Consider the following 24,848-nt stretch of genomic DNA (forward strand, 5'->3'; position numbering starts at 1 on the left):
GCGGAACCGGGCCCATGCCCGCCGCCGCTCCCCACCGCGGGCCGTGTTCAGGGAGGTCCGCGAACCCGGAGCGTGTCGCCGCGGCGGCGACGCAGCTCGTCCTCCGTCCGTTCCCGCATGCGGGCCCGCGCCTCCGCCGCCGCGACCTCCACGTCGGCCCGCAGGTTCTGGAGCTGGATCGCGGTCAGATCGCGGACCGCCTGCTCGAACGCGCGCCGTTGCGGACCGGTGGGAACAAAGAGATCCGGGTATCCGTCCCCATCCAGGTCACCGACCGGAAGCGGGATCGTGACGTCCCCGAGGTGAATCCCCGCGGGAGAGATCCCCCAGCGCTCGCCGTCGCGCTCGAACGTCCAATCCCGCGCCCGCCGCTCCAGGTCAGCATCGAGTGCCATGCTGTCGAGCCAGTCGCGCAGGATCGCGCGCACCGCGCTGTCGGCCCGCGCGAACCGCACGAGCCGCTCTCCGATCAGGCGCGGCGATCTCGGATCGAACCAGAGGCGCGCGTCGCTGAAGCGGAGGGTGAGGCGCGAGGCGTTCGTCGTCCGCTCCCCTTGCGGCCCCTCGAACGGGCGGCCGGGCAGGAAGAGGGTGGGGACGCCCGGAAGCGGATCTCGCTCCTCCGCCTCCTCGACCGCCTCCTCGGGTTCTTCCGGTGCGGGCTCCCGATCCGGCGTCGCCTCCTCCGGGGGAGGGACCGGCTCCGGCCGGGGATCCTCCGGCGCGGGCGTGAGTTCGGTGGGAGCGATCTCGACGACGATGAGCGCGTCGGGGGCCGGCACGGTCTCAACCGGAGGGAGGGTGAGCGCGAGCGGGTCCACCCGCACGCCACCCGCCAGGAGGACGAACAACAGGTGGAGGAGGATCGACGCGCCGAACCCGGCCGCGAACGTCCGGCGCTGCCGCCGGTCGCGCTCGCGCCGCCGGCGCGTCACGCCGGGGGCGCCGGGGGCGCCGTTCATGTGATCAGCTTCTTCTTCTTCGCCGCCGGGAAGAGGACGTTGTTCAGGATCAGCCGATAGCCGGCGGAGTGCCGGTGGAGGTCGAGATCCGTCGGGGCGTCCCCGATCAGGTGCCGCGGATCCTCCGGATCGTGTCCTCCCAGATACGTGAACGTGCCTTCCCCGAGGTTTCCGTGCAGGTACTTGACCCGTCCCCTCGCCTCTTCCTCGGCGAGCACCGTGACGCCCGGCTGGAGACGCTCCTCGCGGAAGGTGGTCGTGAGACCGTAGAAATCGGGCAGCACGCGCCGGTGGTTCTGCGTGAGCATGGCGGGCACGGGATCGAACTTGGCGCTGAACTCGAACAGCGAGAAGCTCCCGAGATCGACGCGCCAGGGAGTGTTCACCTGATGGCCGTCGATGTCGCTGAAGGCGCTCAGCGTGGGGTCCGTGACGAGCACGGCGTCGCGGAAGGCCAGCGCGCCGTCCCAGCGAAGCTTGTCGCTCGCCGCCGCGTCCGGAGGCGACCCGTCGGCGAACGAAGCCGCGATGTCGGTTCCCGCGGCCGCGAGCGCGAGTTCGAGCGTCTCCGTGGCCGTGCACATGGCGAAGAGGAAGCCGCCCCCCTCGACGTACTCCCGGAGGCGGGCGGCGACCGCCTTCTTCAGCGCGGGTACGTTCGGAAAGCCGAGTTCGCGCGCGATCGTCTCGTTACGCGTGACCTCCTCCTGCAACCATGCCGACGAGGCGTACATGAGGTAGAACTTCGAGTACTGCCCGGTGAAATCCTCGTGGTGCAGGTGTAGCCAGTCGTAGTTCTCGAGTTCCTCGGACAGAACCTCCCGGTCCCAGATCTGCTCGTAGGGGATTTCCGCGTATTCGAGCGCCATCGTGACGGCGTCGTCCCAGGGTGAGCTGTTCGGGGGTGTGTAGACGGCGATGAGCGGTGCCTTCTCCAGGGGTACGGTCTCCATGTTCCGGGTCTCGATCTCGCGGCGGATCCTCGCCACATCCGCACCGCCGAGCGTCTCCACGGTGACGCCCATGAGGGCCGCCTTCCGGCGGTTGTCGGGGATATCCGACACGAGAAACGACCCCGCCCGATAGTTGAGGAGCCACTCGGCGGACTGGCCCTCCGAGAGGATGCCGAACGCATACCCGTACGCCTTGAGATGGTTCTCCTGCTCCCGGTCCATCGGGACGAGGAGTTGCCCCGCAACGTCCGGCGGCGCCGCAAGGAGGAGCAGGCCGCCCAGCCAGACGCGCCACGGGAGGCTCCGCGGCCGGGGCCCGCGAGCGGAACCGGTCCACCGGACGGGGGTCAGGGGCATCAGAGGCCTCCATCGAGTTCGGTCAACAGCCGTCGCGCGACCGGCGCCAGCGCACTTCGGGGATACTCCACGATGAGATGTTCGAGCCACACGACGGCCTCGGCCGCGCGGGCCGCGCGCGCGAGGTCGAGGAGCGCCGCGGGGGCTTCGGGGCTCCCGGGGTGACGCTCGACGAGCCGCCGGCGCAGCCCATCCGCGATTTTCCCGCGCCCGGCCGCCGCCGCCGCGTCGGCCAGGAAGGCGAGGGCCGCGGGCCGGCCTTCCGACGCGGTCGCGCCGGCCAGCTCCCGCAGGGCCGGCCCGGGATCGAACGCCTCCGGCGAGCCGAGGAACCCGAGCGCGGCGGCCCCGACGATGCGCGTTTCGGCCGAATCCGCCGTCTGCACGAGCGTGAGCAGCGCGAGGCGGCGCGTCCGTTCGGCCGCGTCGATTCCCGGGTCGCGCACGCTCCGCCTCGCCCGCTCGCGGGCGGAATCGCGACGCCCGGCGTAGAGCGACAACCGGGCCGCCGCAGCGTCGAGCGGTCCGGTCCAGGCGACGCGCAGCCGCTCGCGCGCTTCGGCGAGGACGGCCTCCCCGGCCGCCAGATCGCCCGCGCGCGCGTGGCCGATGGCAAGCTCGCCCCGCATCGCGGCCTCGGCCGCCGCCGACTCCGGGTACTGCCGCAGGTACCGGGCGAGCACGTCGGTCGCTTCGCCGAGCGATGCGGGGTCCCCGGAGAGGAGGCCGAAAAGCCGGCGCGAGGCGGCCTGATGCGGGGCGTCACCCGGCGCGCTTTCCCGCGTCAGCGTTTCGAGGGCCCGCCGCGCCGAACCCGAGTCGCCCGCCGCCAGCGCCTGCTCCGCGGCCAGGGCCCGCCAGCGGAACTGGTCCACCGGACGGGGGCTGAGTCCGGCCAGGAGCCCCGCCGCCCAGGCGACCTCGCTCGAGAGCCCGGCCGCTTCGGCTTCCCGCGCGTACTCCCGCAGGAACGCCGCGTCTTCGGCATCGCCGACCCCGCGCGCGCCCTCGGCCAGTTCGCGCGCCGCCGCGGGCCGACCCACGCGGAGGGCGACGATGGCCCCGGCGCGCGCCGCGTCGTCCGTGCGGCCTCCGAGCTCGCCACGCAGCCGGTCGAAGTAGGCCACCCCGGCCTCGCCCGCCGCCCGGAGGCCCCGCTCCACGTCGTCGGTGGCGGGCGGATCCAGCGCGAGCAGTCCGGCCCACGCCGCCGCGAGCCGTTCGGCATCGCCCATGACGAGGAGGAGGTCGGCGAGACGGCCGAGCACCTCCCCGGGAGGCGCCGCCGCGTCGCCGAGGGTGCGCACGGCGGCGGCGGAATCGCCGGCCGTGAGTTGCACATCCGCGCGGGCGAGCCGGGCCCCCGCGGCCCGCGGGGCCCGCTCGAGCCAGCGGCCCGTCACCGCGAGCGCGGAGTCGAGCAGGCCCGCCTCGGTCAACGCGCGGGCCCACCAGAACCGCGCCACGTCGTCGTCCGGCGCCGCGGTGACCGCAGCTTCCGCGTAGGTCACGAGGTCCCTCGCCTCCCCCGCCTCGAGCGCGAGTTCGCCCAGCAGCGCGAGGGCGGCCGGCGAGGCCGGGACCCGGTCCAGGTGTTCGCGCAGCGCCGCCGCGGCCTCGGCGGGCCGCCCCGCATCCCGGAGCCTTCCAGCGCGGGCCACCGTCCGCTGCTCGGACGCCGCGGCCGCCTGCGCGGCGAGTGCGGTTCCGCTCGCCGCCGGGCCCGCCGAGAAAGCCAGAAAAGCCACGGCCGCGCGGACGCCACAACTCCGCAGGGTCCCGCAGGTCACGTCACGGATCCCGTCGCGCTCCGCCGTCCGGCGGCGGCACGCGGTTCAGCCGGTCGAAGTACTCGAAGACCAGCGAGCGGTAGAAGAGCGGCAGCTCCCGCAGAAGCGCCTCGGCCGGGAGCGGAAAGCGCCGCCCCCGCAGCAACTCGGGGTCGATCAGCGGGGGCGCCCGCGGCTCCGCCGTCGCCTCCCTCGATTCCCTCTGGTTCGGGTCGAGGTCCTCGTCCTCGAGCGACCGGCCCGCGTCCAGCATACGCCGAAAGAGCTCCCGCTGGCGTTCGAGCGTCTCCTGCGACGGCCCCTGCAGTTCGAGCTCGCGGGAGAGTTCCGCCGCCTCTTCCGCCATCTCTTCGGGGCGCCCCAGCAGGTCGCCTTCCGGGTCTTCCAGCTGTCCCAGTTCTTCGGCGATCTCCTCCTGGCGGCGCGCCACCTCCTCCCGGCGGCGCTCTTCCCCCGCCGGACGGGGACCGGGCACGAGGAGTGAACTCGTCTGCTGCGTCACCGACTGCTGTTGCTGGGCGAGCTGGTTCATCTGCTCGGCCGCGTCCTGCCCCGCCGACTGCTGTTGCGCCGCCCGCGCCGCCTCTTCGCTCGCGAGCAGGTGTCGAGCAAGCTCGTTCAGCGACTCCTGGATCGCCTCGGCCCCGGCGCGCGCCGGCAGACGTCGCGCGCCGTCTTCAGCCAGCCGCTCCAGCAGTTCATCCATCAGTTCGGCCGCCTCGCCCGCCGCCGCCCCGGTGCGCTGGTCGAGCATGGCGGCCTCGTTCCCGGCCTCGGAGAGCCGCTCGACGAGGTTCTCGAGCCCCTGACGGACCGCGTTCTGCTGCGCCCGCCAGGATTCGGGATCGGCCGTGTCCTCCCCGCGCGTCGCCTCGGACAGACGGCCCTCCTCCTCGGCCAGCCCGAGCGCCTCGCTGCGGGCGCGGGCCAGCGATTCGACCGCGGCCTCTCCCTGCTCGCCGCTCATCTCCTGCTGCGAAGATCCGAGCGCCCCGGCCGCCTGCTCGAGTGCTTCGGCGGCCTCTTCCGCCGCCTGCCGTTCGGCTTCGCCGACCTCGCTCCGGCCGCCAGCGCCGGCCTCCGCCGACTGGTTCTGCGCTTCGGCCATCTTCCCGAGCGCTTCCTCCGTCCGTTCCCCGGCGGCACGGGCCGAGTCGGCGGCGGCCTCCCGTTCGGCCGCGGAAAGCTCCTGCTCCAGCTCCCGCAGACGCTCCGCCAGCGCCTCCGCCTGCTCGGCCAGCGCCTCCTGTTCCCGCTGGAACGCCTCGACGTCGGTCTCCCGGGCCACTTCCCTCTGTTCGCGGGCCAGGTCGTCCGCATTCGCCTGCGCGGACTTCATCGCCTGCTCGAGCGCGGCCTGTTCCAGCATGCCCAGCGTCTGGTCCACCTGTTCGCGGAGGGCCTCGTAGTCGTCGGCCAGCTGTTCGAGCGCCTCCCGTACCGCCTCCGGGTCGAGGTCACGCAGCGCTTCGGCGAGGGCTTCGATCTGGTCGTCGAGCCCGCTCTCGGTCAGTTCCTCGTACCGTTCCGCCAGCCGCTGCAGCTGCTCGTGCAGCGCGCGGTCCGAGAGCGGCGAGGCCTCCAACTCCTCCCGCAGCGACTCGATGTCCTCCGAAAACTCCCCGAGTTCCTCCTCCGAGCGCCGGGCCTCGTCGAGCACGCTTCGCGCCTCCTCCGTGGCCTCGAAGCGAACGTCCTCGCTGTCGTCGCCGGCGGCGTCCGTCTGGCGGGCCGCGTCCGCGGCGGCCTCCGCCAGCGCCTCCATGGCTTCCTCCAGCTCCTGCGCGGCGTCGGACAGCGCCTCCGTCTGCTCGGCACGCTCGTCCCGCATCTCCGTGAAGGTCGGTACGCGCAGCAGGAAGGTGTCAGACACCGCCGGGCCCCGCCGCGGATGTCCGTCGAAGGCCTCGAACCGATAGAAGAGGGTGTCCCCCGGGAGGAAGGACTCCGCACTCCGGTCGAGCAGATGGCGGAAGACCGATCGTTGGGCGCCGGCCGGTTCCGGGGACAGCGGCTCCCGCCGTTCCGCGACCTCTTCGCCCAACCCCGAACGCCAGCTGCTGAGGAACGCCCGCTGGAGCCCGATGTCGTCCTCGATGTCGACGATGATCGGCATCACCCGCTCGTAGCCCAGCGTCGTGTCGGGAGCGGGGTAGAGAAGGTGGATCCGCGGCTGAAGGTCCGGGACGAGGAGCACCCGGATCGGGTCCGGGACGATCTGCTCCCCGAGCGAAGAGGAGGCGCGCATCTCCCACGCCCAGGCACCCGTTCGCTCCGGCACCCATGAGGCCGCGAAGCGGGGTCCCGACACGTCGAGGGGGATCCGCGCGCCCTCCTCCTCTTCATTCCCGGCGGCGGGCTGCCAGAGGAAGGCGCCTCCGTCGAGCGGGAGGTTCGCTTCTCCGCTCAGCCGCAACCGCGTCCCCTCGGGAACCACCAGCGGCGGGACCTGGCCCCGGTACGTCTCCGAACCGCGGCCCAGATAGGCCGGATACTCGAGGATGACCTGGAGGTCCTGCACGAGGAGCGGCTCCAGCGGCCGGACGTGCAGGGTGTCGCGCGACGGACCGTCGTCGTCCTCGACCCACACCGTCACGGGCGATACGACGGGGCCGGTGCGGCCCTCGGCCGAACCCGCCGCGGAAACCTCGAGCACTCGCCGCTCGAGCGCCCGGCCGGCGGCGCGCCACACCAGGGTAACGCGGTCCCGCCCCACGGCCGAGATGACGACGGTCGCGGGTTCACCGCGCGGTACCCCCGCCGCGCCGTCCAGGCCGAGCGGCGGCAGCGGAGCCGGAAAGGCTGTCCGCCAGGGCGCGCCCAGCGCGAGGGCGGCGGAGAGCGTCGGCTGCGGCCGCAGGAGCCCGGCCAGCGAGAGCGCGACGAGCGTGACCGCCACGGCGAGGCCCGACCGGCGCGCTCGCCGACTCCAGCCCGGCCCCGTCACCGGGAGCAGCCGCCGGGGCGCGACGCGCCCCAGCGCCCCGGACACGCGGACGCGGTGGAGCGCCGCGAGCCCGCTCCCGCCCCGCCGCACCGAACCCTCCAGTTCGAGCGCCACGCGCACGTCGCCCGCCCCCAGGCCGGCCGCCGCATCGGCCTCCTCCGCGACCTCGCGCGGGTAGAGCGCGAGCCATGCTCTGCGGCCCAGCCAGGCCAGCGCCGCCACGCCGGCCCACAGCACGAGCGCGAGCGCGAGCGGAACCAGGGACCCGCGACCCTCGCGCACCGACGCAGGCAACATGGAAAGAACGAGGACCAGAGACCCGACCAGCGTGATCGCGGCGGCGGCGGCCGTCGCGGCCGCGCGTGCCCGTGCCCCCAGGCACACGGCGGCCAGCCGTTCGAAGCCGAATCCGTCAGTCATCCGAGGGCGTCCCTTCGACCCGCAAGCTCACGCGATAGGCCTCGTTCCGGCTCAACCCGCATTCCGCGGCCAGGCGGTCGGCGATCTCGCGCCGACGCAGACCTGCGCGCGACAAATGTCGCGCCTGTTCCATGATGACCGCCAGATCGGGCCCTTCGTTGCCCGCCGGCGCACCGGCGAAGACCAGCGTCACCTCACCCCTGGCGGTCCGGCTTGCCCAGTCCGCTGCCAGTTCCGCCACCGAACCGGCGATGATTTCCTCGTGGAGCTTCGTCATTTCTCGGCATACGACCGCGTGCCGCTCCGACAGGCCGGCGTGCGACAGTTCCTCCAGGAGGGCGCCGACCCGCCCGGGCGCCTCGAAGACGACCGCGGTATCGGGGCACGCGCGGAGGTCGTCGATCCACGCGGCGCGCGCCCTGCCCCGCCGCGGGACGAAGCCGAGAAACAGGAAGCGGTCCGCCGGCAGACCGGAGACGGACAAGGCCGCCAGAATGGCAGATGGGCCCGGGATGGGGCACACGTCGTATCCCGCCGCGCGTACCGCGGCGAGCGCGCGTCGCCCCGGGTCCGACACTGTCGGCGTCCCCGCGTCCGAGACGAGGGCAACGGACCGGCCGGCCTCCAGATGTGCGAGGAGTTCGTCCACGCGGGAGCGCTCGTTGTGCCGGTGGAGCGACCGGAGGGGGACGTCGGCCTCCAGCCGCGCGAGCAGGGTACCGGTACGCCGCGTGTCCTCGGCGTAGCACACGTCGGCCGCACGCAGGATGTGCGCCGCCCGACCCGGCATGTCGTCCAGGTTGCCGATCGGCGTCCCTACCACATAAAGGGTTCCCGTCACGACGCGCGTTCCTCGCTTCCCGTTCACCGCCCGACGCGCCCGCGCCCCCCGGAGCCAGGGCCCCGGCGGCGGAGGGCGCGAGGTCTCCTCTGTGCGGCCAGCAGCCGGTCTCGGCCGGCGGCGGCAAGACGACGACTGCTAGGCGTGCTCGAGAATCTTGTTCTCGAGCGAGGTCCGCGGGTGCGCACCCACGATCGTATCCACGACCTCCCCACCCTTGAAGAAGAGGATGCTCGGAATCGAGCGGACGTTGAAACGGAACGCAGTCTGCGGGTTCGCGTCGACGTCGAGCTTCCCGATCTTGACGCGACCCGCGTACTCCCGCGCCAGCTCGTCGACGACCGGCCCGACGAGACGGCAGGGTCCGCACCACTCCGCCCAGAAATCCACCATAGAGAGCCCCTCGGCCGCTTCGATCTCGTCCGCGAAGTTCGCGTCCGTAATTTCGACGGGTCCGCCATTCCCTGCGTCAGTCATTCAGATCTCCCCCCGGCATCCGGGTCCGTGTATTCGTTTCGTCCATTCCGTGCCCCCCCTGACCGCCTCCGCCCCGGCACCACGGCCTCGCTGGCTCCGGTTCCGTCTCGCGGGTACGTTCCCGGACGCTCGCCCCGACCCGGGTTCGGCGGCCCGAGTCCTCGACCTCGGTACCAGGCGATACAAGGAGGGGTTCCCGGCCGCGTGAACGACCGCAATGAGTCTCCGGAAGCGCCCATAATCGATCACGTCGGAATCGCGGTCAACTCGCTCCGCGAGGCCGCCGCGCGGTGGTCCGCCATCCTGGGTGAACCTCCCGCCGGAGAGGAGACCGTCCTTTCCGAGGGGATCCGCGCCGCCTTCTTCGGCGAGGGGCCGGGCCGGGTCGAACTCCTCGCGCCGCTCACGCGCGAGTCGCCCATCGCCCACTTCCTCGAACGACGCGGCCCCGGCATCCACCATCTGTGCGTGCGGGTCGCGGATCTCGAGGCCGCCGTCGCGCGGGCCGAGTGCTCCGGAGCCGAGGTGATTCCGCCGCGCGTCCGGACCGGCGCCGGCGGGGCCCGCATCGCCTTCCTGCACCCGCGCTCGCTCGGCGGCGTCCTCGTGGAGATGCGGGAGGATCCCGCGGCCGGGTGACCCGAGATCGAGGGCGAGCCGCCGCGGAAGCCGGGACGGGAGGACACGCCGGGCCGGAATTCTCCGTCATCGTCCCGACCCTGGACGAAGAAGCGCAACTCGAAGAAACGCTCCGGCGGGCGAAGTGCGCACTCGGGCCGGAGACCGAGTTCATCATCGTCGACGGCGGCAGCCGGGACCGGACGCGGGCAATCGCCGGGCGCTACGGGAAGGTCTTGATCGCCTCGCGCGGCCGGGGCGTTCAGCTCGCGGCCGGGGCGCGGGAGGCGACGGGAAGGGTCCTCGTGTTCCTGCACGCGGACACGTGGCTCCCGGAGGGAAGCGCGGCGGCGTTGCGGGAGTCCGTGCTGGCCGGCGCGGGCGCGGGGTGCTTCCGGTTCGCCCTGCACCCGCGGGCACGCGAGGTGCGCTACCGAGTGCTCGAGTGGGGCGTGAACTGGCGCACCCGGCGCTTCCGGACCGCGACGGGAGACCAGACGATCTTCGCCTCGCGCGCCGTGTACGACGCGTGCGGCGGCATCCCCGCCCTTCCCCTCTTCGAGGACGTGGCGTTCGTCCGGGCCGTGCGCCGCGTCACCCGGTTCGAGCCGCTCACCGAGGCGGCCCGCACGTCGAGGAGGCGCTGGGAAGGCGCCTTCCTGCGCACAATCGTGCGGCACTGGGTGCTCCGGGCGACGTTCGCGGCGGGCGTGAACCCGCGCCGCCTGAGCCGCTATCACGAGCGCCGGGCCCCGCCGTAGACGGTTACGAACCGACGAGCGCCTTCGTCAGGATCCGCTCCACGAACCAGCGCCCCCGATATGAGACCGCGATGAACGGCACGGTCGCGCCGCCGTGACGGGTCCCCGTCAACTCCACGACCCAGCGCGATGTCCCGGCGGCATCTCCGAGGGGCTGCGCACGCAGCGTACGGGAGCGGTGCGCGAGGAGACCCGCGAGGACGAACATCCTCTGCTCCGTCTCGACCCGGCCCCAGCGCCGCTCGGCCGGCCCCTCGGCCGTGCCGAAGAGGCGGGCCATCGCCGGATAGTCGCGCCCCCGCACGCCGTCGAGGAACTGTGCCACCGCCGCCTCGGCCGATGGCGCCCCGTACTCCGGCGAGGCTCCCGCCCCCCCGGCACCCCGCCCCGACGCGCACCCCATCAGGGCGAGGCCCGCCAGGACGGACAGCGACGCGCGCTTTCGACATCGTAGCCCGGTCATGCGCCCCCCTCCGCATCGGCTGCGGCCGGATCCATCTTCACGAATCGAAGTTCTTCTCCCCCGGCATCGACATCGATCCGCAGCGCGTCGCCCTCCGCGAACCGTCCCTCGAGGAAGGCCATGGCGAGCGGGTTGGCGATCATCCGCTGGATCGCACGCTTGAGCGGACGCGCCCCGAAGGCGGGATCATGTCCCACCTCCGCGATCCGCCTCCGGGCGGCGGCGCTCACGTCGATCCGGATGTCCCGCTCCGCGAGCATACGCGCGACCCGGGCGACCTGGAGTTCGACGATCAACTCGAGGTGTTCCCGGCTCAGGGGGCGGAAGACGAGGATCTCGTCCACGCGGTTGAGGAATTCCGGCTTGAAGCGCCCGCGCAGCGCGTTCTCGACCTCGACTTCGGTCTCGGCCCAGGGGTCTCCGGCCTCGGAACGCGCCAGGATCCTGGCGCTGCCGATGTTGCTCGTCATGATCAGCACCGCGTGCCGGAAGTCCACCGTCCGCCCGCGCCCGTCCGTCAACCGGCCATCATCGAGGATCTGCAGGAGCACGTTGAACACCTCGGGGTGCGCCTTCTCGATCTCGTCAAACAGGACCACGGTGTAGGGCCGGCGGCGCACGGCTTCGGTAAGCTGGCCGCCCTCTTCGTAGCCGACGTAGCCGGGCGGCGCGCCGATGAGCCGGGACACCGCGTGCCGCTCCATGTATTCCGACATGTCGATCCGCACCATGGCCGTTTCCTCGTCGAACAGGAATTCGGCCAGCGCACGCGCGGTCTCGGTCTTCCCCACCCCGGTCGGGCCGAGGAACATGAAGCTCCCGATGGGACGGTTCGGATCCTGGAGCCCCGCCCGGCTGCGCCGGACCGCGTCCGACACGGCCGTGATCGCGTGTGACTGGTTGACGACGCGCCGGTGCAGGTGCGCCTCCAGCGTCACGAGCCGATCCCTTTCATCATCGAGCATCCGCGCCACGGGAATGCCCGTCCAGCTCGCCACCACATCGGCGATATCCTCCGGACCCACCTCCTCGTTGAGGAACGAGCCCTCCGCCTGGATCGCAGCCAGCTTCGCTTCGGCCGCGGCAAGCTCGGACCTCCGCTTCGGCAGTTCGCCGTGCAGGATCTCCGCCGCCCGCTGGTGATCGATCCGCCGCTGCGCCTGCGCGGCCTCCACGCCGAGTTCCTCGATCTCCCGCTTGCTGCGCCGGACGGCCTCGATCATCTCCTTCTCGCGGATCCAGCTGGCGTTGAGGCCCGCGAGCGATTCCCGCGCCGCGGCGAGATCGCCCTCGATCTCCGCGAGACGCTCCCGGCTCCGGTCATCGTCCTCGTCCCTGAGGGCCTCCCGTTCGATCTGGAGCTGGGTGACGCGGCGGTCGAGTTCGTCGATCTCCTCCGGCATCGAGTCGATCTCCATGCGGAGCCGGGACGCCGCCTCGTCGACGAGGTCGATCGCCTTGTCGGGCAGAAAGCGGTCTCCGATGTAGCGGTCCGAGAGCCGCACCGCGCTGACGAGGGCCGGGTCCGTGATGCGGACGCCGTGGTGCACCTCGTACCGCTCCTTGAGTCCGCGCAGGATGGCCACGGTCTCGTCGAGCCCCGGTTCGTCGACCAGCACCGGCTGGAACCGCCGCTCCAGGGCAGGGTCCTTCTCGATATGAAGACGGTATTCGTCGAGCGTCGTCGCACCCACCATGCGGAGCTGCCCCCGGGCGAGGGGGGGCTTGAGCATGTTCCCCGCATCGACCGCGCCCTCCGCCGCTCCGGCGCCGACCACGGTGTGCAGTTCGTCGAGAAAAACGACGTACCGGCCGCCGGATTCGGTGATCTCCTTCAGCGTCGCCTTCAGGCGCTCCTCGAACTCGCCCCGGTACTTGGCCCCGGCCAGCATCGCGCCGATGTCGAGCTGCACCAGCTGCTTGTTCCGGAGGGACTCCGGGACGTCCCCGGCGACGATGCGCTGAGCGAGACCTTCCACGATCGCCGTCTTGCCCACCCCGGGATCACCGATCAGGACCGGATTGTTCTTCCTTCGCCGGGAGAGGACCTGCATGACGCGCCGAATCTCGGCATCCCGGCCGATGACCGGGTCGAGCTTCCCCGCCCGGGCCTCCGCAGTGAGATCGACACCGTAGCGTTCGAGGGCACGGTACTTCCCTTCCGCATCTTCGTCCGTCGCGCGATGCGGCCCCCGCACCTCCTCGACCGCGCGCCGCGTCCGCTCCGGGTCGGCCCCCGTCCCGCGAAGCAAGGGGCCGGTCGTCGACGCCTTCGGGCCGGCGAGGGCGAGGAGGAGGTGTTCGGTCGTCACGAAGGTGTCGCCCAGCTCCCGGGCGGCGGCCTCAGCGTCATCGAGCACGCGCTCGAATTCGCGGCTGGGCGTCGGCGAAGCCCCGCTCTGCCGGGGCAGACGGTTCGCCGCCCGCCCGAGGTCGGCCTCCAGCGCGCGCAGGTCGACGCCCACCGTCTGGAGGATGGGCACGGCGACGCCGCCTTCCTGGGCGAGCAGCGCCGAGAGCAGATGGGCGTCCTCCACGGCCGGCTGGCCGGCCCGGCGCGCCGCGCGCGCCGCCTCGGCCAGCGCCTCGCGGGCTTTCAGCGTGAGTCGGTCGGTCGGGATCATCTTCTGTCCGCCAGCTTCGTTCTCGTTCGACTGCGTTCAACTTGTACGCCGGGTTCGCCGTCCCCGGGGGATACCCGTAACCCGGTGCAATTCCCGTGCCCGGAGCGGAGCGCGCGCCGGACTCCGCCTTCGCCGGGGAGGCGGGCCCCGGACCGGATCCGGCCGGCGCGACCCCTGCCATTCGGGCGGACGCGCGCCAGGTCGGCAGATGCGCGCCTCCGGGACCGCGAGGAAAGGTTTGTCCCGCGGTGTCCCCTGTTGACCCTCACGGGGGACGCGACTAGCGTCCGGACGGTCGATCCCGCCCCACGAGGATTCGATCGCCGCCCGAGTTGCAACCCGGAACCACGTGGAGGGATGCCCATGCCGGACCAGGTCGCGGGCGCTTCGAACACGCGCGCTCACCAGCCCTACATCCCCGCCTCGCAGTCGCTGCCCGAGATCACGGTCAAGGCGATCGTGCTCGGCATCCTCCTCTCGGCCGTCCTCTCCGGTGCGAACGCGTACCTCGGGCTCAAGGTAGGACTCACGGTGTCCGCGTCGATCCCGGCCGCCGTAATCTCGATGGCGATCCTCAGGATGTTCCGCGAACACAACATCCTCGAGAACAACATCGTCCAGACGGCCGCGTCGGCCGGTGAGTCGCTCGCCGCGGGCGTGATCTTCACCCTCCCCGCCCTCATCCTCCTGCGGCACTGGGCGGGGTTCCCCTTCCTGCCCACGATGGGGATCGCGCTCTGCGGCGGGGTCCTGGGGGTGCTGTTCACGATCCCGCTGCGCCGGGCGCTGATCATCGAAGCCGACCTGCGCTTCCCCGAGGGGGTCGCGACGGCCGAAGTGCTGAAGGCGGGGGCGACGGGCGGCTCGGGCGCCAAGCTGATCGCGCTCGGCGGGGCGGCGGCCGCGCTGCTCAAGTTGTCGCAGACCGGATTCAAGATCGCCGAGGGTTCCCTGCACGGATCCATTGCGGCCGGCCGCTCGATCTTCGGCATCGGGAGCGACCTCTCGCCCGCCCTGCTCGGCGTCGGGTACATCGTCGGGCCCCGGGTCGGCAGCCTCGTCCTCGCGGGGGGCGCGATCTCGTGGTTCGCCGCCATCCCGATCTACCTTGCCGTCACGGACCCCGCGACGGTGGCCGGCGTCGCGGGCGGCGAGACCGGCTACGCCGCGGCGCAGGCGATCTGGAGCGCACAGATCCGCTTCATGGGCGTCGGCGCCATGGTGGTGGGCGGGGTGTGGGCGCTCGTCTCGCTCCTGGGCGCCGTCCGCGACGGCGTGCGGTCCTCGATCGAGGCGCTCCGCGCCGCCCGAGTGGCGGAGGGAGGCCCGGAGGTCCCCCGCACCGAGCGGGACATGCCGATCAACCTCGTCGCAGTGGGCACCGTCGCGCTCGCGGCGCCGATCCTCGCCGTGTTCGTGCTCGTGATCGACCGATCCGCACTCGGGATCACGCCCGGCCTCTACTGGATCGTTCTCGCGCTGGGGACGGTCTTCGCACTGCTCGCCGGGTTCCTGTTCGCCTCGGTCGCCGGCTACATGGCCGGTCTCGTCGGCTCCTCGAACAACCCGATCTCGGGCGTCACGATCGCGACGATCCTCACGATCTCCCTCATCCTCTATCTCCTGCTCGGATCACAGATCGACTTCACGGTCTCGGGCGCGCAGGCGCTCGCGGCGGCGGCGACCGCGATCCTCGTGGGCGCGGTGGTCGCGTGCGCGGCGGCGATCGCGGGCGACAACATGCAGGACCTCAAGGCCGGGAGGATCCTCGGGGCCACGCCGCGCCGCCAGCAGATCATGCAGGTCATCGGCGTCGTCTCCGCGGCGTTGGTCATCGCACCCATCCTCGGGCTCCTATACCAGGCGTACGGCCTCGGCGGCGTCCTTCCGCGCGAGGGGATGGACCCGAACGAGATGCTGCAGGCGCCGCAGGCGACGCTCATGGCCTCCGTCGCCGACGGCGTGTTCTCGAGGAACCTCCCGTGGGGGATGATCGGAATCGGGGCGCTGATCGCGGCCGCGGTCATCGCCCTCGACCAGGTCCTCAAGGCGCGAGGCTCCAACCTCCGGATTCCGGTGCTCGCGGTGGCGGTCGGGATCTATCTGCCGATCGAACTCGAGGTGCCGATCTTCGTCGGGGGCATCGTGGCGTGGCTCGTGAGCCGGGCGGTCCGCCGCCGCGACGGCGAGGCCGAGGTGGAACGAGCGAGCCAGCGCGGTCTGCTCTTCTCTTCCGGCCTCATCACGGGAGAGGCGCTCGTCGGGATCCTCCTCGCGATCCCGTTCGCCGCCTTCCAGAGCACGGACGTACTCAGCCTCGCGCCGGAGGGCTTCGGGACGATCGCGAGCTGGATCGGGGGGGCGGCGGCGGTGGGATTCACATGCTGGCTCTACCGCGTATCGGTTCGCTCGTCCGGCTGATGAGCCCCGGACCGCGGATGGGGCGTGCGATCGTCGTGCTGCTCGCCGCGAGCCTCGTGGCGGGCGGCTGCGGCGGCGGCAGGGCGAGCAGCCTCGACGAAGACACCTACGTCCAGGTCATGGCCCACCTCAACTACCACCGTGAGCGCTATGCGAACACGGCCGAGGACGACTCCGCCCGGGCCGCGGTGCTCGAGGAGTTCGGCGTTTCCGGCCCGCAGATCGAGGAGTTCACGTCACGCCACGGAGGCGATCCCCAGCGTATGAACCGGCTGTGGGAGCGGATTCGACGCGAGGTCGAGGTGCTGCACGGCGTCCAGCCGCCCGAATCACAGGCGGACGATGCGGGGAACCGTCCCGGAGAACGGCGGGGAGGCCGGTGAGACCGCCCGATCTCCTCGCCGCCGCCGGACGCCAGGCGCGGTCCGCGGCGCTTCACGCCGGCCGGATGGGGCTCCTCGGCTGGGCCACGTTCTGTTCGCTGGCTCACCCGCGCGCCTATCTGCGCGAGACGATCGGACACGTGAAACACATCGGGGTCGAGAGCCTGCCGCTCGTGCTCCTCATGGGGGCCCTGTCGGGCGCGGTCATGGCCCAGCAGACCATGTACCAGCTCTCACCGGGTCTGCCACGTGAGATCGTCGCGGGCGGCGTGGTCGGCGGCATGCTCACCGAGCTGGGGCCGGTGCTCACGGCGGTCGTGCTCGCCGGACGCGTCGGGGCCGGCATCGGCGCCGAACTCGGGGCCATGAAGGTGACGAATCAGATCGACGCGCTCCTCACGATGGGCCGTGACCCCGTGCTCGAACTCGTCGTCCCCCGGGTCGTCGCCGGGACGCTCATCCTCGTCCCCCTCGTCATGCTGGCGAACGTGATGGGCGTCTTCAGCGGCTACGTCACCTCGGTCGGGATCCTCGGGCTCACGTCGGGCGAGTACGTCGACGGGGCCAAGGGCTACTACCACCACGGTGCGCTCCTCTTCTCGCTCGTGAAGGCCATCGCGTACGGCTTCGCCATCACCTTCATCGCCAGCTACGTCGGGCTGCGGGCGAGTGGCGGGGCGGCAGGCGTGGGGCGCACGGCCACGCGGGCGGTCGTCGCGATCATCGTCGCGATCATGGTCCTCGATACCGTGCTCGGACCCGTCTACAAGGCGCTGACGTGATCGAGATCATCGGGGTCCACAAGAGGCTCGGCGGCCGACCCGTGCTGGAGGGCGTCGATCTGGACGTCCGTGAGGGGGAGATGCTCGTCATCATGGGACCCTCGGGGACCGGAAAGAGCGTCCTCCTGAAGCACATCGTGGGCCTCTTCGACCCGGATGCCGGAGACATCATCGTGGACGGCATCTCGGTGCCGTCCTCCAGCCGGGAGGAGATCGCCGCCATCCGCGCGAAGATCGCCTACGTCTTCCAGAATTCGGCGCTCTTCGACTCGATGACGGTGCGCGGCAACCTCCTCATGGGACTCCCCCCGGGCTCCTACCAGGACCGCATGGCAGAGTGCGAAGAGCTGGCGCGGACCGCACTGAATTACGTGAACCTCGCACCCGACGTGCTGGCGCTGTACCCGGCGGAACTCTCCGGGGGCATGCAGCGACGGGTCGCCATCGCCCGCGCGATCATCGGCAAACGCCGCTACGTACTGTACGATGAGCCTACCACGGGGCTCGATCCCGTCAACGCCACGAGAATCAACAGGTTGATCGCGCACGTGAGCCGCGAAGTCGACGCCACCAGCATCGTCGTCACGCACGACGTGGCGTCCGCCTTTTTCCTCGCCGACCGGATCGTCCTCCTGTCCGAGGGCGTGATCCAGGCGGAGGGTACGCCCGAGGAACTGCGGGTCACGGACAACCCGGCCGTGCGCCAGTTCCTCGACGCGGCCCCCGGGGTCGGAGTGCGAGGCGCATGAGGGATCCCGGCCTCCGCGACCGCGGCGTCGAGATCCGGGTCGGTATCTTCCTCATCCTGGCCGCGATCGTCTCCGTGGCCGGCCTGTTCTGGATCGCCGACTCGCCCTTCCGGGGACCGACGATCCGCGTGTGGGGCGTCGTGGGCGACGCGGGCCAGATCACCCCCGATTCGCCGGTGCTCCTGCGCGGCGTCGAGATCGGGACGGTCGACGAGGTGGGACTGGAGACGGAGCGCGCGGTGATCGGGATGACGATCTCCACGCGGATCCCGCTCCCGGCCGACACGCGGGGCACCGTCAGGCCCTCCGGGTTCCTCGGACAGCAGCTCATCGAACTCATGCCCGGCGCCGGCATGCGGGCCCTCGCCGAGGGAGACACCATCTCCCTCGACCGCGCGTCGGACCTGGTATCGCTCGCCTCCAGCTTCGGCGAGGAGACCGGCGGGCTGATCGAGCGACTCGAATCGATCCTCACCGAGCAATTCGCCGAGAACGTGGCCGCCGGCTCGGAAGCACTCACGCTCGTCATGAGGGAGCTGGCGGGGCTCCTCGAGGCCGAGCGCAGTTCCATCGGCGGCATGCTCGCGAACATGGACACGCTCTCGGGCCGGCTCTCGGGACTGACGGGATCGGAAGAGGTGGACCGCACGCTCGCCAGCCTCGACACCCTCTCGTCCCGCCTGGCGGGGGCGAGCGACGACTTCGCCGCCACCGGCAGGTCGCTCGCCGAGATCACGCGCCGGCTGGAGGCCGGGGAAGGGACGCTCGGGAAGCTGCTCGGCGAGGACGATGTCTACGACGGGTTGCTGGAGACGCTGGAGACGCTTCGCGCCGCCGGCGAGGAGTTCGGGCTCCTGATGCGAGACATCCGCGAGCGGCCGGACCGCTATCTGGAGGACATCAAGATCTCCGTCTTCTAGCGGACGGGCCGGCGGAGGGCGCGGGCGACGCGCCGAGTGGCGCGGGCCGCCGGATCAGAGGCCCGTGGGTACGTCGAAGAAGAGGTGCTCGGCTCCGAAGTGGCCCGCCGCGCGGCGGGCGAGGGCCCGGACGCCCAGGGTCTCCGTGGCGTAGTGGCCGGCGTAGATCACGTTGATGCCGAGTTCCAGCGCTTCGTGATACGTGTGGTGGCTCCCCTCGCCGGTGAGGAACGTATCGGCGCCCGCCGCGGCCGCGGCCTCGATCTGCGAGCCACCCCCGCCCGAGAGGATCGCGAGCCGCGATGCGCGCTCCGGCCCCCCGGCGATGACGACCGGAGACTGACCGCACACGGCCTCCGCGCGGGCCGCGATTTCCGAGCGCGACGCATCCACGGTCCCGATGACGCCAATCCCCTCGTTTCCCTTGAACGACCCGAAACGCTCCACCCCCTCGAGGGCGAACTCGGCCGCGAGGATGGCGTTGTTTCCGATGCGAGGGTGCAGATCGAGCGGGAGGTGCGCCGAATACAGGCCCATCCCGCTCTCCACGAGCCGGCGGAAGCGCTCGTAGAGGGGGCCAACGAAGGGGCGCAGGCCGCCCCAGAAGAGCCCGTGGTGGACGAGGAGGAGGTCGCACCCGGCCTCGACCGCGAGGTCGATCGTCGCCCGGCAGGCGTCCGTTGCCGCCCCGATGCGGGCCACTTCGCGGCGTCCGTCGACCTGCAGTCCGTTGAGCGCGAAGGGATAGTCGTCGACCTCCGTCACTCGCAGGAGATCGTCCAGCCAAGCCGCGACCTCCCGGCAGGCCGCCCCGCTCCCGGCGCCAGATGTCCCCACGGACGCTACTCCCATTCGATGGTCGCGGGCGGCTTCGAGGAGACGTCGTAGGTCACCCGGTTCACCCCCTTCACCTCGTTGATGATGCGGTTCGATATCCGGCCCAGCACGTCGTGCGGGAACTGGAACCAGTCGGCCGTCATCCCGTCGAGAGAGGTCACGGCCCGGAGCGCGACGACGTTCTCGTAGGTGCGCGCATCGCCCATCACGCCGACGGACTGCACGGGGAGCAGGACGGCGAAGGCCTGCCAGATCTCGTCGTAGAGCCCGGCCTCCCGGATGCCCTCGAGGTAGATCGCGTCCACCTCCCGCAGCGTGTCGAGCTTCTCCCGCGTGACCTCGCCGAGGATGCGGATCGCGAGGCCGGGCCCGGGGAACGGGTGGCGACCGACGATCTCCTCCGACAGGCCCAGTTCGCGGCCCACCTGGCGCACCTCGTCCTTGAACAGCTCGCGCAGCGGCTCGACGAGTTGGAACGGATGGTCGGGCCGCAGCCCCCCCACATTGTGGTGCGACTTGATCTTGACCGATGGTCCCCACACGGACACGGACTCGATCACGTCGGGATAGAGCGTCCCCTGCACGAGGAAGCGGGCATCCCCCCACCGGCCGGCCGCCTCCTCGAACACGTCGATGAAGGTGTGGCCGATGATGACCCGTTTCTCTTCCGGCTCCGCCACCCCGCCGAGCCGCTCCAGGAAGAGATCCGCCGCGTCGACGACCTCGAGCCGCATCCCCATGTGCTCTCCGAACGCGGCCTCCACCGAGCGGCGTTCGTCCTTCCGCAGCAGGCCGGTGTCGACGAAGATGCAGGTCAGCTGGTCTCCGACCGCCTGCTGCACGAGGGCCGCGGCCACGGAGCTGTCCACCCCGCCGGAGAGGCCGCAGATGACCTCCGCGTCCCCCACGGCGTCCCGGATCGCGGAGACCTGGTGGTCGATGATGTTGACCGCATTCCAGCTCGTGTCGCAGCCGGCGACCCCGAACACGAAGTTGCGGAGCATCTCTCCGCCGCGCGTGGTGTGGGCGACCTCCGGATGGAACTGGACACCCCAGATCCGGCGTTCCTCGGACCAGATCGCCGCGATGGAGTTCTCCGTGGTCCCCAGCACGTCGAAACCGGGGGGCGGCGACCGGAGGGAATCGCCGTGGCTCATCCACACCTGCGTGGTTTCGCCCTCCGAGAAACCCTCGAAGAGTCCGTCCGTCGACCGGACCCGCAGCTCCGCCCGTCCGTACTCGCGGCGGCCCGCACCGCGAACCGCTCCCCCCGCGAGGTCCGCGACGAGCTGCATCCCGTAGCAGATCCCGAGGATCGGAACCCCCATGGTCAGGATCTCGGGGCTCGCCCTGGGGACTCCCTGATCGTACACGCTCGCCGGCCCCCCGGAGAGGATGATGGCGGCCGGCTCGTACGCCCGGACCCACCCGGAGCTCCGCGTCGGCGGGTGAACCTCGCAGTACACCCCCTCCTCTCGAATGCGGCGCGCGATGAGTTGGGTGAACTGGGACCCGAAATCGAGGATGAGCACGCGACTCACCAAACCTCCTCGCCCGTCACTCGCTGCTTCACTCGCTGCTTCACTCGCTGCTCTCGGGGGACGCCCGCTCCGCCTCGGCCGCGCGCGTCAGGGCTTCGATCGCGACTTCGCGCTCGGCGCCGGACGCCATGTCGCGAAGCGAGACGACGCCGCGTCCCACTTCTTCCGGGCCGAGCACGATCGTCCGCGCCGCCCCCGCCTGGTTTGCGGCCTTGAACTGGCGTCCGACGCCACGTCCGCGCAGGTCGTACAGGACGTGGCGCCCCTGGTCCCGGAGCGCCCGCGCCAGACGGAGCGCCGTGGGGCGCTCGTCCTCGGACACGCAGATGATGTAGTCGTCCACGCGGCGCAGCTCCGAGGGCACCAAACCCCGGTCCCGGAGCAACTCCGCCAGAACCACGTCCCCCATCCCGAAGCCCAGGGCCGGAAGGTCCACGCCTCCCAGTGCCCGCAGGAGATCATCATAGCGACCGCCGCCGCAGATGGCCCTCAGTTCGTCGCGACGGTCCCAGATTTCGAACACGGTGCCGGTATAGTAGGCGAGCCCGCGCACGAGGCGGGCGTCGAAGCGCAAGAAGTCGGCGAAGCCCGCCGCGTCGAGGTGCGAGAACACGGTCTTCAGCCCCGCGGCCGCCGCCTCCAGCGGCCCCTCTTCGCCGTGCGCCGCCATCAGCTCCCCGAGCGGGAGCCTCAGCGCCTCGAACAGCTGGTCCGCCCGCTTTCCGTCCACGCCGGCCGCGGCCAACCGGCCCCGGATGGGGTCTTCCCCCTCCCTTTCGAGGCGGTCGATGGCGGCGAACACGGCGAGGTGCTCGCGGACGGGGATGCCGAGGGCGTCGAGGAGCGCCGCCACGAGCCGCCGGTCCGAGACGCGGACGACGATGTCGGCCGCCCCGAGCCCGAGTTCGCGCAGCGCGTCGATGCCCGCCGCGATGATTTCGGCGTCGGCGAGGGGATCCGTCTCGCCGACGATGTCCATGTTGAGCTGGAAGTGCTCGCGCAGCCGTCCCCGCTGGGGCCGCTCGTAGCGGAACAGCTGAGGGATCGAGAACCAGCGCACCGGCTTGGGGAGCCCCGCGGCGCGCGCCGCCATCATGCGCGCGAAGGTCGGCGTCATCTCCGGCCGCAGCGCGACGGCGCGTCCACCCTTGTCCTCGAATGCGTACAGCTGCCCGACGATCTCCTCGCCCGATTTGCGGGTATAGAGTTCGAGCGGCTCGAGGGGCGGCCCGTCGTATTCCGTGAACCCGTAGCGCGCGCCGACCCGACGCCAGGCGGAGAAGATGTGCCGGCGAAGGGCGAACGCCTCGGGGAAGAAGTCCCTGAAGCCGGGGAGGCCCCGGATTTCCCCCGAACTCACGACCCCGGGACTGCTAGGAGGTCGCGCAGAATTCGTCGTACGCCTTCGTGATGTCGGCGGCGATCTGGTACGCCTCGCGTCCCTCGATCTGGTGCCGCTCGAGGATGAAATGCAATTCCCCGTCGGAGAGCAGCGCGATCGACGGCGACGACGGCCGCACGCCGGCGAAGTACTGCCGCGCCCGGGTCGTCGCTTCGGCGTCCTGTCCCGCGAAGACCGTCACCACCTGGTCGGGCTGCACCTCGTGGCGCATGGCCAGCGCTACGGCCGGGCGGGCGTTGCGGGCCGCGCAGCCGCACACGGAGTTCACGACGACCAGGGTGTCCCCCTCGGCGTCGAGCACTTCATCCACTTCGCCGGAGGTCCGCAACTCACGCACGCCGAGGCGCGTCAGTTCGTCCCTCATCGGCTGTACCAATCTCGGATCGTAGAGCATTGTTCGCTTTCTGTTCTCCCATCCGCGCCCCGGCCAGTTCCGGCAGCGCCCTGACCTCTCCCACCGTGTAGGCGGACCCCGTCACCAGCAGGGTCCCCGAACCCGCGAGCGCACACCCGCGGACGACGGCCTCCGCCACGTCGACGCAAACCTCGACAGGCACGTCAAGCTCCCGGGACAGCCACGCCTGCGCCTCGTGCGGGTCCCACTGCCTTCCCCCGGCGGCGGCCGGCCTGACCAGGATCATAGCGTCCATGTCAAGCGCGAGACGGGAGAGCACAGCCCTCCAGTCCTTGTCGGCCAGCATCCCGACGACCGCGATCCGCGGCCGCGCGAGGGCCATGTCGGCAGCGGTCTGACAGAGGATTTCCGCAGCCGCCGGGTTGTGCGCGATATCCAAAACCAATGTCGCCCCGGCGGGGCCCTCCCGCCACGTCTCGAAGCGGCCGGGCAGGTGGGCACCCGCGACGCCTCGCCTCACGCACGCTTCATTGTACGCGTAGCCCGACCGGTCCAGCATGAGCAGGGCGAGCGCCGCGTTGTCGGCCTGGTGACGGCCCGGAAGCCGGGTGGCGAGCGAGAGGCCCTTCGGCCGGTCGCGGGAGGCGTAGCGAAACCGGGTCCCCGCGGGGCCCATGCGCACATCCGACACCTCCACTTCCCTGCCGAGGCGGGCGACGGGCGACCCCGTCGTGCGCGCGATCCTCTCCAGCGTGTCGCGCGCTTCGCGGGGCATTCGCCCGAGGCTGACGGGGACATCCCGCTTGAAGATCCCGGCCTTCTCCGCCGCGATCGCGGACAGCGATGGGCCCAGAAGCTCCGTGTGGTCGAGCCCGACCGGCGTGATGGCGGCCCCGATGGGGCGGAGTACGTTCGTGGCGTCCAGACGCCCGCCGAGGCCGGTCTCCACGACCGCGACATCGACCCCACTCTCCGCGAAACAGATGAAGGCGAGCGCGGTCGTGACCTCGAAGTAGGTACACGCGTCGCTCGCCTCGCAGGCGAGAATCCGGGCCGCGGCCGCCTCGATCAGCGGATCCTCGACCCACGCCCCGTCCACGAGAAAGCGTTCGCGGATGTCGGCGAGGTGAGGGGAGGTGTACAGACCCGTGCGCAGCCCGCCCGCCTCCAGGATGCCCGCGGCGTAACTCGCCGTCGAACCCTTGCCGTTCGTTCCCGCGATGTGGAAGGCCTCGAACGTCCGCTCCGGACATCCGAGCTGTTCCAGGAGGGCTTCGATTCTGTCCAGACCCGGGAGCACCGCGGCGATGGGACGGGGGTCGAGGAGGGCCGCAAGCGCCCCCTCGCCTCCGCTCAGCACATGTGGTCCAGAAGGGTCGAGATCGCGCCCCGCAGCCGGGCCCGTGGGACGATGCGGTCGATCATCCCGTGTTCCTCGAGGAATTCCGCGGTCTGGAATCTTTCCGGCAGGTCCTGCCGGATCGTCTCCTTGATGACTCGCGGCCCGGCGAAGCCGATCAACGCGCCGGGTTCCGCGAGAATCACGTCCCCCAGCATGGCGAACGAGGCGGTGACGCCGCCCGTGGTCGGGTTCGTGAGGACGCTCAGATAGGGGATGGCCGCATCGGAGAGCTGTTCGAGGGCGACGGCGGTCTTGCCCATCTGCATCAGGGACAGGATGCCTTCCTGCATCCGCGCCCCGCCGGAGGCGGAGATGATCACGAGCGGCGTCCGGGCCGCGAGGGACCGGTCCGCGACGCGCCGGATCTTCTCGCCCACCACGGATCCCATCGAACCTCCGATGAACCGGAAGTCCATGGTCCCGAGATGCACATCCCTCCCCTCGATGCGGCCGCGCCCGGTGCGTATCGCGTCCTGGTCCCCTCCGCGCTTCTCGGCCTGTTGCACGCGGTCCACATAGCGCTTCGAGTCTACGAACCCGAGCGGATCCGCGGAGCGAAGCGTCTGGTCGTAGAAGACTTCGAGGCCGCCTCCGTCGAGGAGCAGCGCCTCGTAGGATTCCGCCGTGATACGAAAGTGATGACCGCAGTTCGGGCAGACGTGGAAACTCTCCTCGAGCCGGCCGCTGTACAGGATCTCACCGCAGCCGGCACATCGATCCCACATGTCGCCCGGAAGCTCCCGCTTCTGGGAGACGAGTTTCCGCTTCGGTTTGCTGAACCAGGACACCCTGCCTCCGGCGTGTCGGTTACGGCGGCCCGGGGGCCCGCCGCGTGATGGGCGG

21 protein-coding genes are annotated in these 24,848 nt (G+C 71.4%); 7 read left to right on the forward strand and 14 right to left on the reverse strand.

What is annotated here, in order from left to right; translation table 11 throughout:
- Positions 1-47: 47 nt before the first annotated feature.
- From ACPXY0_RS07485 to trxA, 6 genes are all read right to left on the reverse strand, one after another.
- The gene (locus ACPXY0_RS07485; protein ID WP_423929899.1) at positions 48-962 is read right to left on the reverse strand and encodes a hypothetical protein; all 915 of its coding nucleotides are present in this window, start codon (positions 960-962) and stop codon (positions 48-50) included.
- Positions 959-2,272, reverse strand: coding sequence for an asparagine synthetase B (locus tag ACPXY0_RS07490; RefSeq protein WP_423929901.1), 1,314 nt, complete (start codon positions 2,270-2,272; stop codon positions 959-961). The genes ACPXY0_RS07485 and ACPXY0_RS07490 overlap by 4 nt, the downstream gene beginning before the upstream one ends.
- A complete protein-coding gene (locus ACPXY0_RS07495) occupies positions 2,272-4,062 on the reverse strand; it encodes a hypothetical protein (RefSeq protein WP_423929903.1) in 1,791 nt (596 codons plus the stop codon). Before ACPXY0_RS07495 ends, ACPXY0_RS07490 begins: the two co-directional genes overlap by 1 nt.
- A 1-nt stretch (position 4,063) precedes the next feature.
- Positions 4,064-7,429: a hypothetical protein gene (locus tag ACPXY0_RS07500; protein ID WP_423929905.1), complete on the reverse strand. Its 3,366-nt coding sequence runs from the start codon at positions 7,427-7,429 to the stop codon at positions 4,064-4,066.
- Positions 7,422-8,297 carry a 16S rRNA (cytidine(1402)-2'-O)-methyltransferase gene (rsmI, locus tag ACPXY0_RS07505; protein WP_423929907.1) on the reverse strand — a complete coding sequence of 292 codons (876 nt, stop codon included), beginning with the start codon at positions 8,295-8,297 and terminating at the stop codon, positions 7,422-7,424. The genes ACPXY0_RS07500 and rsmI overlap by 8 nt, the downstream gene beginning before the upstream one ends.
- Before the next feature lie 111 nt (positions 8,298-8,408).
- A complete protein-coding gene (gene trxA / locus ACPXY0_RS07510; protein ID WP_419166343.1) occupies positions 8,409-8,747 on the reverse strand; it encodes a thioredoxin in 339 nt (112 codons plus the stop codon).
- A gap of 204 nt (positions 8,748-8,951) precedes the next feature.
- Between trxA and mce the strand changes: the two genes are divergently transcribed.
- Positions 8,952-9,386: a methylmalonyl-CoA epimerase gene (mce, locus tag ACPXY0_RS07515; protein WP_423929909.1), complete on the forward strand. Its 435-nt coding sequence runs from the start codon at positions 8,952-8,954 to the stop codon at positions 9,384-9,386.
- On the forward strand, positions 9,383-10,126 hold the full coding sequence (locus tag ACPXY0_RS07520) for a TIGR04283 family arsenosugar biosynthesis glycosyltransferase (protein WP_423929911.1): 744 nt from the start codon (positions 9,383-9,385) through the stop codon (positions 10,124-10,126). The genes mce and ACPXY0_RS07520 overlap by 4 nt, the downstream gene beginning before the upstream one ends.
- Before the next feature lie 4 nt (positions 10,127-10,130).
- On the opposite strand, the gene ACPXY0_RS07525 is transcribed toward ACPXY0_RS07520, so the two are convergent.
- Complete coding sequence (locus ACPXY0_RS07525; protein WP_423929913.1) at positions 10,131-10,589, reverse strand: hypothetical protein; 459 nt, start codon at positions 10,587-10,589, stop codon at positions 10,131-10,133.
- A complete protein-coding gene (clpB, locus tag ACPXY0_RS07530; RefSeq protein WP_423930606.1) occupies positions 10,586-13,210 on the reverse strand; it encodes an ATP-dependent chaperone ClpB in 2,625 nt (874 codons plus the stop codon). The genes ACPXY0_RS07525 and clpB overlap by 4 nt, the downstream gene beginning before the upstream one ends.
- Before the next feature lie 366 nt (positions 13,211-13,576).
- On the opposite strand from clpB, the gene ACPXY0_RS07535 reads away from it, so the two are divergent.
- The 5 genes from ACPXY0_RS07535 to ACPXY0_RS07555 are packed head-to-tail and all read left to right on the forward strand — an operon-like array spanning position 13,577 to position 18,468.
- A complete protein-coding gene (locus tag ACPXY0_RS07535; RefSeq protein WP_423929915.1) occupies positions 13,577-15,634 on the forward strand; it encodes an OPT family oligopeptide transporter in 2,058 nt (685 codons plus the stop codon).
- Positions 15,635-15,651: 17 nt separating this feature from the next.
- Positions 15,652-16,017, forward strand: a complete 366-nt coding sequence (locus tag ACPXY0_RS07540) for a hypothetical protein (RefSeq protein ID WP_423929917.1) — start codon at positions 15,652-15,654, stop codon at positions 16,015-16,017.
- Positions 16,014-16,799, forward strand: a complete 786-nt coding sequence (locus ACPXY0_RS07545) for an MlaE family ABC transporter permease (protein WP_423929919.1) — start codon at positions 16,014-16,016, stop codon at positions 16,797-16,799. The genes ACPXY0_RS07540 and ACPXY0_RS07545 overlap by 4 nt, the downstream gene beginning before the upstream one ends.
- Positions 16,796-17,548 carry an ABC transporter ATP-binding protein gene (locus ACPXY0_RS07550; protein ID WP_423929921.1) on the forward strand — a complete coding sequence of 251 codons (753 nt, stop codon included), beginning with the start codon at positions 16,796-16,798 and terminating at the stop codon, positions 17,546-17,548. Before ACPXY0_RS07545 ends, ACPXY0_RS07550 begins: the two co-directional genes overlap by 4 nt.
- Positions 17,545-18,468 (forward strand): MlaD family protein, encoded by a 924-nt coding sequence (locus ACPXY0_RS07555; protein WP_423929923.1) that lies wholly within the window; start codon positions 17,545-17,547, stop codon positions 18,466-18,468. Before ACPXY0_RS07550 ends, ACPXY0_RS07555 begins: the two co-directional genes overlap by 4 nt.
- A gap of 54 nt (positions 18,469-18,522) precedes the next feature.
- Here the strand turns inward: ACPXY0_RS07555 and ACPXY0_RS07560 are convergent, their stop codons facing one another.
- The 6 genes from ACPXY0_RS07560 to accD are packed head-to-tail and all read right to left on the reverse strand — an operon-like array spanning position 18,523 to position 24,793.
- The gene (locus ACPXY0_RS07560; RefSeq protein ID WP_423929925.1) at positions 18,523-19,305 is read right to left on the reverse strand and encodes a Nif3-like dinuclear metal center hexameric protein; all 783 of its coding nucleotides are present in this window, start codon (positions 19,303-19,305) and stop codon (positions 18,523-18,525) included.
- A gap of 5 nt (positions 19,306-19,310) precedes the next feature.
- The gene (gene guaA, locus ACPXY0_RS07565) at positions 19,311-20,849 is read right to left on the reverse strand and encodes a glutamine-hydrolyzing GMP synthase (RefSeq protein ID WP_423929927.1); all 1,539 of its coding nucleotides are present in this window, start codon (positions 20,847-20,849) and stop codon (positions 19,311-19,313) included.
- A 37-nt stretch (positions 20,850-20,886) separates the two neighbouring features.
- Entirely contained in the window at positions 20,887-22,206 is a 1,320-nt protein-coding gene (gene hisS, locus ACPXY0_RS07570; protein WP_423929929.1) for a histidine--tRNA ligase, read from the reverse strand.
- Positions 22,207-22,219: 13 nt separating this feature from the next.
- The gene (locus tag ACPXY0_RS07575; RefSeq protein ID WP_423929931.1) at positions 22,220-22,612 is read right to left on the reverse strand and encodes a BrxA/BrxB family bacilliredoxin; all 393 of its coding nucleotides are present in this window, start codon (positions 22,610-22,612) and stop codon (positions 22,220-22,222) included.
- A complete protein-coding gene (locus ACPXY0_RS07580; RefSeq protein WP_423929933.1) occupies positions 22,578-23,963 on the reverse strand; it encodes a bifunctional folylpolyglutamate synthase/dihydrofolate synthase in 1,386 nt (461 codons plus the stop codon). The genes ACPXY0_RS07575 and ACPXY0_RS07580 overlap by 35 nt, the downstream gene beginning before the upstream one ends.
- Complete coding sequence (accD, locus tag ACPXY0_RS07585) at positions 23,957-24,793, reverse strand: acetyl-CoA carboxylase, carboxyltransferase subunit beta (protein ID WP_419941827.1); 837 nt, start codon at positions 24,791-24,793, stop codon at positions 23,957-23,959. Before accD ends, ACPXY0_RS07580 begins: the two co-directional genes overlap by 7 nt.
- Positions 24,794-24,848 lie beyond the last annotated feature (55 nt).

The sequence above is a fragment of the Candidatus Palauibacter sp. genome (assembly GCF_965237495.1).
Lineage (GTDB): Bacteria > Gemmatimonadota > Gemmatimonadetes > Palauibacterales > Palauibacteraceae > Palauibacter.